The organism is Sinobacterium caligoides, assembly GCF_003752585.1.
GTDB lineage: Bacteria > Pseudomonadota > Gammaproteobacteria > Pseudomonadales > Sinobacteriaceae > Sinobacterium > Sinobacterium caligoides.
Genome location: NZ_RKHR01000003.1, coordinates 521,382 through 536,461, shown reverse-complemented (window position 1 = coordinate 536,461; position 15,080 = coordinate 521,382). Strand labels below are relative to the sequence as shown.

9 protein-coding genes are annotated in these 15,080 nt (G+C 51.6%); 3 read left to right on the top strand and 6 right to left on the bottom strand.

The features are described from left to right. Positions 1-4: 4 nt before the first annotated feature. The 5 genes from EDC56_RS02555 to EDC56_RS02535 are packed head-to-tail and all read right to left on the bottom strand — an operon-like array spanning position 5 to position 5,561. Complete coding sequence (locus EDC56_RS02555) at positions 5-2,101, bottom strand: vWA domain-containing protein (RefSeq protein WP_148059283.1); 2,097 nt, start codon at positions 2,099-2,101, stop codon at positions 5-7. Next, positions 2,094-3,110: a vWA domain-containing protein gene (locus EDC56_RS02550; protein ID WP_123710953.1), complete on the bottom strand. Its 1,017-nt coding sequence runs from the start codon at positions 3,108-3,110 to the stop codon at positions 2,094-2,096. The genes EDC56_RS02555 and EDC56_RS02550 overlap by 8 nt, the downstream gene beginning before the upstream one ends. Further along, positions 3,103-3,612, bottom strand: a complete 510-nt coding sequence (locus EDC56_RS02545; protein WP_123710952.1) for a DUF4381 domain-containing protein — start codon at positions 3,610-3,612, stop codon at positions 3,103-3,105. Before EDC56_RS02545 ends, EDC56_RS02550 begins: the two co-directional genes overlap by 8 nt. Further along, positions 3,609-4,568 (bottom strand): DUF58 domain-containing protein, encoded by a 960-nt coding sequence (locus EDC56_RS02540; RefSeq protein ID WP_123710951.1) that lies wholly within the window; start codon positions 4,566-4,568, stop codon positions 3,609-3,611. The genes EDC56_RS02545 and EDC56_RS02540 overlap by 4 nt, the downstream gene beginning before the upstream one ends. A gap of 3 nt (positions 4,569-4,571) precedes the next feature. Next, complete coding sequence (locus EDC56_RS02535) at positions 4,572-5,561, bottom strand: AAA family ATPase (protein ID WP_123711739.1); 990 nt, start codon at positions 5,559-5,561, stop codon at positions 4,572-4,574. Positions 5,562-6,034: 473 nt separating this feature from the next. Here EDC56_RS02535 and EDC56_RS02530 point away from each other — a divergent pair, with 473 nt between their 5' ends. Together EDC56_RS02530 and EDC56_RS02525 are read left to right on the top strand one after the other, a co-directional pair. After that, entirely contained in the window at positions 6,035-10,888 is a 4,854-nt protein-coding gene (locus tag EDC56_RS02530) for an NAD-glutamate dehydrogenase (protein WP_123710950.1), read from the top strand. A 309-nt stretch (positions 10,889-11,197) separates the two neighbouring features. Further along, positions 11,198-12,214, top strand: a complete 1,017-nt coding sequence (locus EDC56_RS02525; RefSeq protein ID WP_123710949.1) for a quinone-dependent dihydroorotate dehydrogenase — start codon at positions 11,198-11,200, stop codon at positions 12,212-12,214. A gap of 33 nt (positions 12,215-12,247) precedes the next feature. Here the strand turns inward: EDC56_RS02525 and rmf are convergent, their stop codons facing one another. After that, a complete protein-coding gene (gene rmf, locus EDC56_RS02520) occupies positions 12,248-12,460 on the bottom strand; it encodes a ribosome modulation factor (protein WP_123710948.1) in 213 nt (70 codons plus the stop codon). Positions 12,461-12,838: 378 nt separating this feature from the next. Between rmf and rlmKL the strand changes: the two genes are divergently transcribed. Continuing rightward, positions 12,839-15,046 (top strand): bifunctional 23S rRNA (guanine(2069)-N(7))-methyltransferase RlmK/23S rRNA (guanine(2445)-N(2))-methyltransferase RlmL, encoded by a 2,208-nt coding sequence (gene rlmKL, locus EDC56_RS02515; protein WP_123710947.1) that lies wholly within the window; start codon positions 12,839-12,841, stop codon positions 15,044-15,046. Positions 15,047-15,080 lie beyond the last annotated feature (34 nt).

The window sequence follows — 15,080 nt, the reverse complement described above, 5'->3', positions numbered from 1 at the left end:
GCAGTTACCAGCGGAGTTCGTCCTGGCTATTGTGCTTGTCGAGACGCTGCTGCTGGCGGCGCAGTTGATATTGATAGTCAAACTTGCGGCGTAATAGTCCGCTAGGGTCATCGGGTATTTGACGCAGCCATTGTTGCGTGGCTTTATCATCAGGGCTGAGTGGTTGCTTTGTATTGTCAGCGCTATGGGGCGCTTTTTGGCCGTCCTGCTGTTGTGCCGTCGTTGTCTGGCTGGCGGCAGAGCTTTGATGCTCGCTGTTTTCTCGTTCAGCTTTGTCTTCAGTCTTTGCCTGCCCTTGTTGAGTCGGCATTTTATCTTCGGGGGATTGCTCTTTCGTTGCGTCGAGGTTCTGCAGGTGACTGTTATCGCCTTCTAGGCTTTGATTGTGTTCCGCCTGTTTTGCGCTGCTCTGTTCTTTGGGTGTATTTTGCGCTTGTGTATTATTGGTCTGCTGTTCATCTTGACCCTGCTGACCCTGCTGACCCTGCTGACCCTGCTGACCCTGCTGACCCTGCTGACCCTGCTGACCCTGCTGACCCTGCTGACCCTGCTGACCCTGCTGACCCTGCTGACCCTGCTGACCCTGCTGACCCTGCTGACCCTGCTGACCCTGCTGACCCTGCTGACCCTGCTGACCCTGCTGACCCTGCTGACCCTGCTGCTGATCCTTGTCGGAGTCTTGCTCGTTTTGTTGTTCGCTGCTGTTCTGTTGGTTCTGCTTCTGCTGCTCTTGTTGTTTTTTTGCTTGCTCAACAATGGCCTTGTTCTTCGCGGCGTCTTTGTTGTTGGGGTCGAGTGTTAGCGCTTGCTGATAGGCCTCGATAGCCTCGTCGTACTTTTGCTGCTGAGCAAGTGCATTGCCAAGATTATAGTGGCTATCACTGTCTTTGCCCTGTGCAAAGGCGTTGGCTGCGGCCTCATAATCTTTGCTTTGATAGTGGGCCTGCCCCTGCCAAGCGTCGGACTCAAACTGTTCGGCGGCCTTTTTGGCTTCGCCTTCTTTGAGTAGCTCAGCTCCTCGTTGATCGGGAGTCTGCCATAGGTTGTCCCAGGTATCGGCGGAAGCCTGCGGTGAAATACCGAGCCCAGTACTCAGGGCTATGGGCAATATTAGCCACTGTAATAGCCAGCCGCGCCGAAACCCTAATAGTGCGAAAGGGATGAGCAGCAGTGCTAACCAGTAGCCATTATCTTGGAACTGATCAAACTGTCGGGAGCTGGTGATCGTTTGTGCATCATCTTGATCGATGGAGGCGATCAGTTTTTGACTGTCGTGTTCGTTAACCTGGCTATTGAGGAAGATGCCACCGCTTTGTGAAGCGAGTGTCTTGAGGCTTTTTGAGCCAAGTTTAGCCACGGCGACAGCGCCTTGTTGGTCGCGGAGAAAACCACCGTCTGGCAGAGGGATTGGGGCCCCTTGCTCACTGCCGATGGCTAGCACAGAAATGCGTAAATGTTGCTTTTTAGCTTGCTCGTTGAGGGCGGCTAGGTCGGACCGATAAATGCCGTCAGTGACAAGGATGACGGTGCCACTGGTGAAGCCTGCTCCTCGTAGTAATTTGCTGCTAGCATCGAGTGCGGCAGCGGGGTTGTTGCCAAATTTGGGCATAATATTAGGTGCAAGGGAGGGGACCATAGAGCGCAGCGTGGCCGTGTCGTCGGTCAGTGGGGCGACGACGTGGGCGTCTCCGGAATATGCCACTAAAGCGGTAACCCCTTCGTGCCGTAGTTTTAGTAGATCGAGTATCTCATAGCGAGCACGTGCTAGGCGGTTCGGCTGTACGTCCTCGGCATACATCGACAAGCTGAGGTCGAGGGCGATGACGACGGCATCCTGCTTTCGCTCAACCGGTTGAGGGAGTTTTTGCCAGCTGGGTCCTGCCATCGCGAAGCAGGCGATAATACCGGCGAGGCTGAACAAAATAGCCCAGGGTGGACGTTTCGCTAATGTTTGTTGCTCGAGCATGGCGTCGAGCAACGGTTTGTCGATGACGCTGCTCCAGTCGCCGCGTTGATGGCGTTGTTTTAGTTGCCAGCCGAGGAAAAGGATTACGGGGATGAGCAATAGCCAGAGGGGTCTTAGGAAGTGAAAGTCAGCCACGACGGCCTCCGCTGAATAGCTGGCTCAAAGAGAGCATTAAGAGAATGGAAAGGGCGGCACCCAGAGGCCAGAAAAATAGTGATTTCTGCGGGCGGTAACTGAGGCTTTGCTGTTCGATTGGCTGCAGCTTGTCGAGCTGGGCATAGATTGCTTCAAGGTCGGCAGCGCTGCGAGCTCGGAAGTATTGGCCGCCCGTGAGTTCGGCGACTTTTTGCAGTGTTGCCTCGCTGCGATCAAGATCGGCAGAGGGGTTAACTGTTCGGCTGCCAAAGAGCCCGCCAAAGGGGCTGCTTTGAGTCATTTCGCTGGAACCAACGCCTACGGTATAAATCGTTAGGCCGGCTTTTTTGGCACGCTCTGCTGCGGCGATAGGTTCTACTTCCCCGGCGTTGTTGGCGCCATCGGTGAGGAGTATAACGACGCGGCTCTCGGCGGGGCGATGTTGTAAGCGTTTTATCGAGAGACCAATAGCATCGCCTATTGCCGTTTGCTTACCGGCGAAGCCAAGTTGGCTTTCGTTTAGCAGGGTGGCGACGGTGGCGCGATCGAAAGTGAGTGGCGCCTGTAGATATGCCTGACTGCCGAAGAGGACTAAACCTATTTTGTCACCCTTACGACGCTTGATGAAGTCATTGAGTACGGCTTTGACCACTGAGAGACGAGTGGCTGCTTGCCCATTAAGTTGTAGATCAGTTTCGGCCATCGAGCCAGAGAGGTCGACTGCGAGCATGATTTCTCGGCCCTTACTGGGCAGCTCGATAGGTTCACCTTGCCAGATTGGTCTAGCGCAGGCGATCACGAGGAGGCCCCAGGCAATGCTAAACAATGCGGCGCGTAGGCGATTGGTACGACCAGGTGCGTCATGATGGTGTCCGCCCAAGCTTGCCCACTGCTGGTAATGAGGGATACGAATAGCACTGCTCTGCGGTTTGGCGGCGGGGCAGAGGCGAAAAATTAGATATGGCAACGGTAGTAGCAATAGTAGCCAAGGCCATTCTAGGTTAATCATTGCAGCCTCCAAAAACGGGCTTATAGCGGCGCTTATGTTGTCGGATATAACGTTCGCAAGTAGCAATTAACTCGGCTTGGTTGAGTTGGCAGTCGGCACGAAAGCGTTGTTCCTCTAACCGCTGTAGGCAGTTCTGATCTTGCTGGCTGAGGCCTGCGCTGTCGGTGAGAAATTGCTGCCAGTGACTGCCGCTAATATTGGCTGCTGACTTGCCGTAGGCTGTTAGTACGGTACGTTTTAATATTTGACTGCACTGTTGTGCTAATTGGCTATCGTCGAGCTGCTGATCTTTGAGCGTGTTAAGCGTTTTTGTTGCAAGCTTTCGGTATTTGTTGCGTCGGCGATGTTGTAGAAACAATACAACAGCAATGGCAGCTAGCGTGACTCCGAGAAATAGCAGTAACCACCAGCCCGGTGCGAGAGGCCACCATGCCGAGATAGCGTCTGGCCTGTGTAGGTCGGCAAGTGGAAGGCTTGGTGCCGAGTTTAAGGCTTCTTTCATGAGCGCCTCCCATGACGGTGGGTGAGCAACTGTGGAGTGAAGTAGTATTGCAGTGTTGCTAGCGGAGATTGTTCGGTGGATAGTGGCATCAACGGAATGTGTAAGCTGGCAAGACGTTCGCTGAGCTGTTGTCGGCGGTCTAGATAGTCTTCACGATATTGCTCACGAAGCCTTGGGTTGGCTGTGTTGATGGTCGTGTGTTGTTTGCCGTCACTGATGCGATAGTTTCCCGCGGATGGCAGCTGTTCTTCTAAGGGGTCGTATATCTGAATCGCGTGCAGTTCACAGTGGCGGCTGATGCGATAAAGCTGTTGAAAGCATTGCTCATCGAAGTCATGAAAATCACTGATGATGAAGACGGTGCTGCCAGGCTTGCAGATCTGTTGTAGCTCAACGAGGCACTGAGAGAGCGGAGTGATAGTGTCAAAATTATCGTGGCCAAGTTGTTGGTTACTGTCGGCGAGTTGTTGCAGGCTGCGCAATAACGTTTTTTGATTGCGCTTGGCCTTGAGGCTATGCAGCTGCTGACTGGCAATCATGCTGCCCACTCTGTCATTGCTGTGTAATGCCGACCAGGCGATTAGGCTGTGCGCGGCGCAGGCCAGCACAGACTTGAAACAGCGTTTAGAGCCAAAGGCCATATTGCTGCGCTGGTCGGTAAAGATGACGACGTTACGTTCGCGCTCTTCGCTAAAGAGTTTCGTGTGGGGCTGATTGCTGCGTGCGGTCACTCGCCAGTCGATGTGACGGACGTCGTCGCCGGGTTGGTAGCTACGCACCTCAGAGAAGTCGATACCGCGACCGCGAATACGGGTGCGATAAGGGCCGGTGAGTTGACTGAGGTGCTTACGATTAGGGGTCAGCTTTAGCTGTCGGGCAGCAAAACGCAGCTGTGCGAGTTGTGACCAAGCCACTGTGCTCCCCAGTAGTGTGCTGGTATCGGCGTTTTTGGTCATCGTCTAGCCAGCCGCGACCTGATCGAGCAATCGGTCGATCACTTGGTCGGCGCTGATCCCTGCTGCTTCTGCATCGAAGCTGAGGATGAGGCGGTGACGCAAGCAGTCGTGAGCGATGGATCGAACGTCATCGGGGGTGACAAAGTCGCGGCCGTCGAGCCAAGCTGCCACGCGAGCGCAGCGATCGAGGGCGATTGTGGCTCGCGGGCTGCCGCCAAACTCAAGATAGCTGGCGAGTGTTTCGTCGTAGGCAGCTGGCCGACGAGTGGCATCAATTAGCGCGACGATATAGTCTTCGACGGTCTCACTCATGTGCGTTGTTAGTGCAGATTTGCGTGCATCGAGAATGTTTTGCTCGGTGATATGCGGTAGTTGCTCTTTCTCTTCGCCGCTGGCTTCGCCACGGACCAGGCGAAGAATGAGTTTTTCATCCTCGCGACTCGGGTAGCCGACGACGACATGCATGAGAAAGCGATCGAGCTGAGCTTCAGGCAGTGGATAGGTGCCCTCTTGTTCGATCGGGTTTTGTGTCGCCATGACGAGGAATAGTTCGGGTAAGGGGTAAGTCTGACTGCCGACACTGACCTGTCTCTCAGCCATCGCCTCGAGTAGGGCCGATTGTACCTTGGCCGGTGCTCGGTTTATTTCATCGGCGAGCACGAGGTTGTGGAAAATTGGGCCAGGTTGGAAGTTAAAGCTACCGTCTTGCGGCCTGAAGATATCGGTGCCAGTAACGTCACCGGGGAGTAGGTCGGGAGTAAATTGCACGCGCTGAAAGCTGCCTTCTAAGCAATCTGAAAGCGATTTGATGGCGCGAGTCTTGGCAAGCCCCGGGGCGCCTTCAACCAGTAAGTGGCCGTCGGCGAGGAGGGCCATAATGAGTCGTTGCACCAATTTCGGTTGCCCGATGACTTCTCGACTGAGTTGCTGGGTTAATTGCTTGAGGGCATCCTGAGGAGAGGGTGTCACGGAAGTTGTCGGTGTTGTTTGCATGGTTACGGCCAAATTCTTCGGATTGGTGCTCATAACAGGCATCAATCATGTGTTTTTTTAGCAGCTCGGCAGGCTTACTGATGTCAGTGAAGTACCGCTGAGCTGCCCTCTAAGATACTGGATCGCTGTGCCATTGTTATATGTATGGCTGTGATGCCTAAAATCAATGAAGATATCTTTTTGTTAATATAAGGGTGTGAAATTAAAAAACAATGCTGCAGTTTCTGGATAAAATACTCACGCTTGGGCATTACTGCCTTATGTGGGACAGATGTTGATTGATATCATTGTTCGAAGCGACTTCTAGGTTGATAGTCCACGGCTGTTTGTTGAAGTTTGGACTACGTTGGAACCGCTAAGTTCCCCGTCGATATGAACTACAATTAGAACGACTGACAACGCTACATTTCGCTCTGATAACAACAGGCAACGCCACTAGCCAGCAATCTGATGATCAAAGAGGGTGAACTGTAATGGTTCTAACGGACGACAAACGTAAATTCGTCGCGGTATTGGAAGAAGAAATTAAGCGCAGGGTGACTGCGGAAGAGAGTGAGAAGGTCGCCGACTTTGCTCGCCACTTCCTTGCCAACTTCCCTGTCGAAGAACTAGAAAGCCGTGAAATTAACGACAGTTACGGCACAATCTATTCCTGGTGGAGGAGCATTCAGCAGGTCTCCTTGAACACCCCGACGATCTCTGTTTTTAACCCTGAATTTGAAAAAGACGGTTGGCAATCGAAGCGTACGATTGTGTCTATTATCAGCCGTGATATGCCCTTCCTGCTTGACTCGGTTCGTTTAGAGCTCAATCGTCGAAACATTGTTATTCATACCATCCATAGCTTTGTTATTAACGCCCACCGTGACGATGACGAGCAGTTATTGGGGTTAGTGTCGCCGGATAGTGAGGAAAAGGGACGTAAAGAGGCGTTGTTATACCTCGAGATAGCTAAGCACAGCGATGTTATTGAAATTGCAGCTCTCGTTGAAACGATTAAGGAAATCCTCGGCGAAGTCGAGTGTGTTGTCGATGATTGGCCGACGATGACAACGCATATTGAAGCAGTCGCTGAGCAGTTAGATAGCCAGATTGCCGGTGCCAGCAGTAGCGATCAGAAAGAGGTTCAGCTATTTCTTAAGTGGATGGCCTCCAATCACTTTACCTTTCTTGGTTACGAGGAACTCGCCGTCAATTACGAAGGCGGCAAAGTGCTGGTTGAACAGGTGAAAGATTCGGCGCTGGGTCTGACCAAATTGCGCGGTTCAATGGGCAGCTATGAGCTTTATAATGAGCTGACCAGCAGTGCGGTTTCGCCATCCTGTTTAGAGGGTATCTTAACCTTCTCTAAGTCGTCCGTTCGTTCACGGGTGCATCGTCTTGTGTATCCGGATTATGTTGGCCTCAAGCGGTTTGATGAAGAGGGCAGAGTGATCGGTGAATACCGTTTCCTCGGCCTTTACACCTCTAATGTCTACACCATCAGCCCTCGCCAAATCCCAGTTATTCGCCGTAAGACTGCGGCTGTCCTTGCGCGTTCTGGACTTGATGTTAAGAGTCATGATGGCAGAGAGCTGTTAAGGGTATTGGAAACTTATCCGCGCGACGAGCTGTTCCAGAGCCGCACTGAAGAGCTTTATCATACGGCGATCCAGATTAATCACATACAAGAGCGGCGCATTGTGCGCTTGTTCATGCGTCGAGATAAGTTTGGCAAGTTCGTTACTGCGATGGTCTACACCCCACGTGATATCTACAATACCAACCTCCGTGAACGTATTGAGAAGACTATCTGTGATGCACTGAATGCGCAGGAGTCGGAATTCACCACGTATTTCTCTGAGTCTATTCTTGCGCGTACACATATTGTTTTTCGGGTGGGTACCGATGCGCTTGATTTTGACGTGAAGAAGCTTGAGCATGACTTGATGCGGGTAACCAAGGAGTGGACCGAGCAGCTGCGCGAAGTGCTGATCGACGAATTTGGTGAAGAGCGAGGTACGGCGATTGCCGGTGAATATGCCAATGCCTTCCCCCTCGGTTATCAAGAAGACTTTAGTGTACGTACGGCTATTGCCGATATCCGTAAAGTCCAGTCGCTGAAGAAGATCGGCGATATCGAGATGAGCTTTTATCGTGTAATGGAAGAGCGCGACAATATGTTGCGCTTCCGTTTGGTCAATTTCCACGAGCCGTTGGCATTGTCGGATATGTTGCCGATCATGGAAAACTTGGGGTTGCGTGTGGTTTCCGAGCGTCCCTATGGCATTACCCGCCGTGATGGCGAGAAAGTGTGGATCCATGACTTTAGTTTAATTTACAGCCTCTCTGATTCGCTGGATGTGGATTCGGTTAAAGAGAAGTTTCAAGAGGCATTTTTCAGCATTTGGCAGAACCGCGCCGAGAGTGATTCGTTTAATAAACTGTTGCTCGGGACGATGCTAAGCTGGCGAGATATTGCTCTGTTGCGCGCCTATGCTCGCTATATGAAACAGGTCGCCTTCAGCTTCAGTGAAAGCTATATTGCCGATACCCTGTGCAGTCACCTCGATATAACCCGTGACATTGTTCGTCTATTTAAGGTCTCGTTTGATCCTGGTCTGCGTCTGAGTAGTGAGCAGCGAGCGACCAAGCAGGATATTGTTACTCGTCGGATTATTGCGGCCCTAGACGACGTGCATAGCCTCAGTGAAGACCGCGTTATTCGTCACTATCTCGATTTAATTCAGGCGACATTACGTACCAACTATTTTCAGTTGGATGCTAATGAGTCACTGAAGTCATACTTCTCGTTTAAGTTTAATACCCAGGCGATTCCCGAGGTTCCTGAACCGCGTCCGGAGTTTGAGATATTTGTCTATTCGCCAAGAGTCGAGGGTGTGCACTTGCGTGGCGGCAAAGTAGCGCGTGGCGGCTTGCGTTGGTCTGATCGTTACGAGGATTTCCGCACCGAGGTGCTGGGCCTAGTGAAGGCGCAGCAGGTCAAGAATGCGGTGATTGTTCCCGTGGGGGCGAAGGGTGGTTTTGTTGCGAAGAACCTTCCACTCAATGGTTCGCGTGAAGACATGCAGGCCGAGGGCATTGCTTGTTATCGAATCTTTATTCAGGGGCTGCTGGATATCACCGACAATATTGTCGATGGTAGTGTCGTACCGCCAAAGAAAACGATTCGTAAAGACGAGGATGATGTCTATCTGGTTGTGGCTGCCGATAAAGGCACGGCAACGTTCTCTGATATTGCTAACGATATCGCCAAGAGCTATAACTTCTGGTTGGGAGATGCCTTCGCGTCTGGTGGTAGCATCGGCTATGACCATAAAAAAATGGGCATCACGGCCCGCGGTGCATGGGTATCAGTACAGCGTCATTTCCGCGAGATGGGCATCGATGTGCAGAGCACCGAATTCACCGCTATTGGTATCGGCGATATGGCAGGTGATGTCTTTGGTAACGGCATGCTGTTGTCAGAACATATATTGCTTAAGGCGGCGTTTAACCATCAGCATATTTTTATCGACCCCAATCCAGTGGCTGCAACGAGCTTTGCGGAACGCAAGCGCTTGTTTGATATGCCGAGATCGAGCTGGGCTGACTATGATGAGTCGTTGATTTCTGAGGGTGGCGGTGTTTTCTCTCGTCAGGCGAAGTTCGTCCGTATTAGTGAACAGATCAAGGCGGTCTTTGGCATTCATCAGGATAGGCTTACCCCTAACGAGCTGTTGACCATCCTACTCAAGGCCGAGGTCGATCTAATATGGAATGGTGGCATTGGCACTTATGCTAAGGCGAGTACCGAATCCCATGCCGATGTTGGCGACAAGGCGAACGATGTGTTGCGTGTCGACGGCAGAGACTTGCGTTGTAAGGTCATTGGCGAGGGGGGGAATCTCGGTTTTACCCAGTTAGCACGTGTTGAGTATGGTCTCAAAGGTGGGCGCTCTAATACCGACTTTATCGATAATGCCGGCGGTGTTGATTGCTCGGATCACGAAGTCAATATTAAAATATTGCTGAACTCTATCGTTGCCAACGGCGATATGACCGAGAAACAGCGTGTTCAATTATTGGAAGAGATGACCGAAAGTATTGCCGAATCAGTTTTACAAAATAACTATCGGCAAGTGCAGGCGCTGAGTTTAGCGGAACGACAAGTGTTGCAGCGTTCAGCTGAGTACAGCCGCTACATCAACCAGCTTGAGGCAGAGGGACAGGTTGATCGTCAGCTCGAGTTCCTACCTGATGATGAGCTACAGATGGAGCGTTTGGCTCAGGGTAAAGGTTTAACACGTCCTGAATTGTCGGTGTTAATCTCCTACAGTAAGTCGATTCTTAAGGCTGAGTTGGCGACCTCTAACATTCCTGATGACCCTTATCTCGCAGGTAGTATCGAGTCGGCCTTTCCGGCCCGCTTGCTGGAGCAGTATCGAGATAATATGTATAACCACAGCTTGCGCAAAGAGATCATTGCGACGCAGGTGGCTAACGATGTGGTTAATACCATGGGTATTACCTTCGTGCATAAGCTGGTGCAGTCGACAGCGGCGGACTCGTGTGATGTTGCCCGCGCTTATATGACGGCGAAGGCGATTTTCCGCCTTGATGAGGTGAGGGAGCAAATCGAAGCGCTGGATCATCAGGTTGATGCAGACGTGCAAATGCAGATGCTTGATATGATGATGGGCATGATGCGCAGGGCGTGCCGTTGGTTTGTGCGTAATCGCCGCAGCCTGATCAAGCCGGAGCAAGAAATAGGCATCTTTGCTGAAGGGGTGCGGGCTTTGTCGGTCGATATACACAAGTACCTACAGGGGAGTCTCGAAGATGTCTGGGGGATTTCAACGCAGTACTTTATTGATAAAGGAGTACCTGTCGAGCTCGCAAATTACGTAGCGGCGACGCCGATGCTTTATTCTTGCTTGGGGATAATTGAGGCTGCAGGGCGCACCGAAATGTCGTTGGAAACTGTTGCAAAAACGTACTTTGCGGCCGGTGAGCAGCTTGAGCTCCCTTGGTTTACGCAGCGCTTGTTAGCGCTGAGTAGTGATAACCATTGGCAGGCGTTAGCGCGGGAAGCGTTGCTTGATGACGTGGAATGGCAGATGCGTACCATCACGGTGGGTATTATTAACCACTGCGGGGAGCGATGCGCCAATGCCGATGAGGCGGTTAAGGGATGGATGGAGACGCAGTCGGCCCAGGTTGAGCGTTGGCACGCGACGATGACAGAGTTGCATGCTACGGTGAACCAAGAGTTTGCGATGTACTCCGTTGCGATTCGTGAATTGCTCGATTTGGCACAGTCGGCAAGCCATAGTAAGGACTGTTAGCGCAGGCGATCGCGCACAATAGAAACTTCTGCCGACACCCCACGCTACTGCTGTAGCGTGGGGTGTTTTGCTTCTAGGGTATGTTGTTTGTTGTCATCTATAATTTTGTAATAAATAGCGTCGAGAAGCTGTTTTTGATGCGCTTTCTGTCGTTATCCGTAAGAACGCGTCGCGAGCTGATTTATTATCGAGTATAATTTGCCGGCCCGATTTATTGGGTTCTACCGTGGGGCGTGGAAAATATAGCGCAAAACAACCCCAGTCACCCTTGTTTTGACCGTCGTATCTCGCTAGGAAAATGCCATGTCTATGTATAAATTGTTGCGCAGTGCGCTGTTTTTAATGCCACCGGAGATGTCACATGACATCTCGCTTAAATCGATGAAGCTGGGTAACAGCCTGGGTGCGTTACGTTTAGTGGCCAAATCAATCGAGCCACAGCCGCTTACGGTAATGGGGGTGGAGTTTCCTAACCCTGTAGGTCTTGCAGCGGGGCTGGATAAAAACGGTGACTATATCGAAGCGATGGGGGCGATGGGGTTTGGCTTTGTTGAGTTGGGGACTGTGACGCCGTTGCCTCAGCCGGGTAATCCACAGCCACGACTATTTCGCCTGCCAGAACATAACGCGATCATCAATCGTATGGGCTTTAATAATAAGGGGGTCGACCACCTTGTTGAACAGGTGAAGAACACTTCTTTTAAGGGCGTCATTGGCATCAATATCGGCAAAAACAAGGTGACACCGAATGAGAGCGCGCTGGATGACTATCTCATTTGTATGCGCAAGGTATATCAGCATGCCCACTATATTGTGGTGAATTTATCCTCGCCAAATACGCCGGGGCTACGTGATCTACAGTTTGGTGAGCCTCTGGAGCGCTTATTGCGAGGGCTGAAAGAAGAGCAAGCCGCACTGGCAGAGCAGCACGGCAAGTACATACCAGTGGCGGTGAAAATCGCGCCAGATATGAGCCATGAAGACCTGCAGCAAGTTGCAAAGGCGCTGGTTGATGCAAAGATGGATGGTGTGGTAGCGACTAACACGACGATTGATAAGAGTTCGGTGGCGGATAATCCGCTGCATACTGAGGCGGGAGGCTTGAGCGGTGGCCCTGTGACACAGCGTTCTACTGAGGTCATTCGAGAGTTGCGAGCGGCCGTCGGCAATGAAATGCCTATTATAGGTGTTGGAGGCATATTGACGGCACAGGATGCCGTCGATAAGGCAGATGCAGGTGCTAACCTTGTACAGGTTTACAGCGGCTTTATTTACGAGGGCCCAGACCTTGTTCGTAACAGTGTGGAAGCTCTGCGTCGTCGTTAATTGTGAGGGGGCGAGGTTTGCACTTTTGATAAGTTAGCGTGTTGCGCGGTGGAAGGCGTTCTGCAGACCCGAGACGCCTGTTAGGGCGTCCCAGTTGTCACAGCGGCCTTCACGCCACCCTGTCATCCAGTGCTGGCGGAGAATACCGTCGGCGTGTGGGCAGCCATCTTTGGGGCGACCAGAGCTGCCTGCTTGGTACCCCCGTTGATTTGCTCGTTCATTCATATCGCGTTTTTGTCTTCTCATCGAATACCTCGAAGCAGCGAGTAGAGCGGTGTGATATGGCTTACACAGATCAACTGATAATCGTTCGCTACCGTGATGCTGGTAAATTGGGTCACGGTTCGCACTACATCGGTAGAGTGTGTAAAATCCTACCCGCTGAAGTACATCACAGGCATCGCCTAATAGGCGACGAACAAATACTTATAGATGTGTGACTTTATATTTCGCTGGGCAATAATCTTTTAATTTGTTGTTATTAAAGCGTATTTTTTTATGTTTCAGATGGCTTTATAACCTAGACTAAATAGGTTACCTGCTATCTATTACTTTTTTCTCATCGATCGCCGCGCCTGAGGCTTAACTTAGTCCGCAGTGATTCGATTTATCTTTGAGATAGGCATGAGTGAATCGATCGAATATTTTGTGAGTTGTCCACGGGGGCTTGAAGAGCTGCTACGCGATGAGGTGCTGTCTTTGGGGGCAAGCCATGCGGCAACGAGCGGTGCCGGGGTAAAGGCGACAGGTGATCTGGCGCAGATGTATCGAGTTTGGCTCTGGTCTCGCTTGGCGAGCCGTGTCTTGCTACCCCTAGAGCGTATTTATCTCGACGAAGTCGATGACCTATATAATGCCGCGCGCAACATTGCTTGGGGGCAGCACTTTAATGCCAACCAGAGCTTTGCTGTTGATTTCTCGGGGACTAACCGCTCGATTAATAATAGCCAGTTTGGTGCGTTGAAGATCAAGGATGCCATCGTTGATTACTTTCGCGATAGCTATGGCGTACGCCCTAATGTCGATAAAAGGGAGCCTGATATTCGCATCCAGGCACGTTTGGCAAAGGGCTTTGTGAGCATCGCCTTAGACCTCTCCGGGGGGCCCTTGCATCGTCGAGGGTATCGTGTGAAGACTGGTGTGGCGCCCATGAAGGAAAATTTGGCGGCTGCGATTCTGATTCGTGGTGGTTGGCCTGCTATCGCCCAACAAGGTGGGGCGCTAATCGACCCTATGTGTGGTTCTGGCACGTTGTTGATCGAGGGGGCGCAGATGGCTGCAGATATTGCGCCGGGCCTGCAGCGTGAAGATTTTGGTTTTGAGCAGTGGCGAGGCCACAAACAAGACGTTTGGCACGAGGTTTATCAGGAAGCGGTTGAGCGGGCAAGAGTGGGGCGTGAGCGGATACCGCCGGAAATTCGTGGCTACGATACTGCGATAAATGTCATCCAGCGTGCAGAGCAAAATATTGTCGCAGCGGGGCTCGCTGACACCGTGCGAGTGACGGCGAAGCCGGTAGCTAAGCTGACTAAGCCGACTCATACTCACCTAGAGCATGGTTTGATTGCTTGCAACCCTCCCTATGGCGAACGTATTGGCGAGGTGACCGAGCTGATACCGTTATATCGTGAGTTGGGTGATCGTTTTAAGGCGGAGTTTGAGGGCTGGAAGGCGGTATTGATTACCTCGAACCCTGAGCTTGGCAAGCGTATGGGGGTTAAAGCACGGAAGAAGTATAAGGTCTTTAATGGTCCTTTAGAGGCGAAGATTCTCTGCTTCGACTTAGAGCGTGATAACTTTATTTATGATCGCAATGCGCCTGTGGCTGAGCAGAAAAAAGCACCGGGGCAACAAGCGCCTTCGTCGGCAGTATTGTCGAGTGGTGCTCAGATGCTGGCTAATCGTCTTAAAAAGAATCAGAAGAAGCTTGCTTCGTGGCTCAAGCGTGAGGGCGTTGAGTGCTATCGCCTCTATGATGCCGATATGCCTGAGTACGCTGTGGCCGTTGATATTTACGGCGAGCGAATACAGATAAGTGAGTACAAGCCGCCACAAACGATTGATGCACAAGATGCCCAGCGACGCTTATTAGATACTATTGATGCCGTTGCCAGCGTCCTAGGGGTGCAGCAATCGACCATTAATGTAAAGCAGCGCGCTATCCAGAAAGGCAAGCAGCAGTATGAGCGTCAGGATAGTAAGGGGGTTTTCTTTGCTGTTCGGGAAGGGCAGGTCGAGCTTGAGGTCAACTTAACCGATTACCTTGATACGGGGCTCTTCCTTGATCATCGTCCTGTGCGGCAGTTTATTGCGGAGCAAGCGAAGGGCAAGCGTTTTCTTAACCTATTCTGTTATACGGCGACGGCCTCCGTGCACGCAGCTAAGGGCGGGGCGGTGAGCACGACCAGCGTCGATATGTCCTCGACCTACCTTGATTGGGGCAAGCGTAATTTGGCGCTCAATGGCTTCAAGGCCGGTGATGCTCCGTCGGCAGAGCACCGGATGATTAAGCAGGACTGTATTGCTTGGTTAAAACATTGCCAAGAGGATTTTGATCTGATTCTTTTGGATCCGCCTACCTTCTCTAATTCAAAGCGTATGGCAGGCACGCTCGATATCCAGCGTGATCATGTTGCCTTGGTGGAAGATGCGATGCGTATATTGAAGCCCGGGGGGCTGTTGATTTTCTCGAATAATTACCGAGGCTTTAAGCTCGACGAGTCATTGCAGGAGAAATATCGCGTCAAGGATGTTAGTCGCCAAAGTCTCGACCCTGACTTCGCTAGGAATAAAAAAATCCATCAGTGCTTCCATCTGCAAGCAAAAGCTTAAAATCGATTGAGGCGCTTATTATAGAGGCATGTCA

Coding starts and splice junctions, on each gene's coding strand:
- EDC56_RS02550 (WP_123710953.1), bottom strand. CDS start 3,110: ATGATTAACCTAGAATGGCCTTGGCTACTATTGCTACTACCGTTGCCA.
- EDC56_RS02545 (WP_123710952.1), bottom strand. CDS start 3,612: ATGAAAGAAGCCTTAAACTCGGCACCAAGCCTTCCACTTGCCGACCTA.
- EDC56_RS02540 (WP_123710951.1), bottom strand. CDS start 4,568: ATGACCAAAAACGCCGATACCAGCACACTACTGGGGAGCACAGTGGCT.
- EDC56_RS02535 (WP_123711739.1), bottom strand. CDS start 5,561: ATGCAAACAACACCGACAACTTCCGTGACACCCTCTCCTCAGGATGCC.
- EDC56_RS02530 (WP_123710950.1), top strand. CDS start 6,035: ATGGTTCTAACGGACGACAAACGTAAATTCGTCGCGGTATTGGAAGAA.
- EDC56_RS02525 (WP_123710949.1), top strand. CDS start 11,198: ATGTATAAATTGTTGCGCAGTGCGCTGTTTTTAATGCCACCGGAGATG.
- rmf (WP_123710948.1), bottom strand. CDS start 12,460: ATGAGAAGACAAAAACGCGATATGAATGAACGAGCAAATCAACGGGGG.
- rlmKL (WP_123710947.1), top strand. CDS start 12,839: ATGAGTGAATCGATCGAATATTTTGTGAGTTGTCCACGGGGGCTTGAA.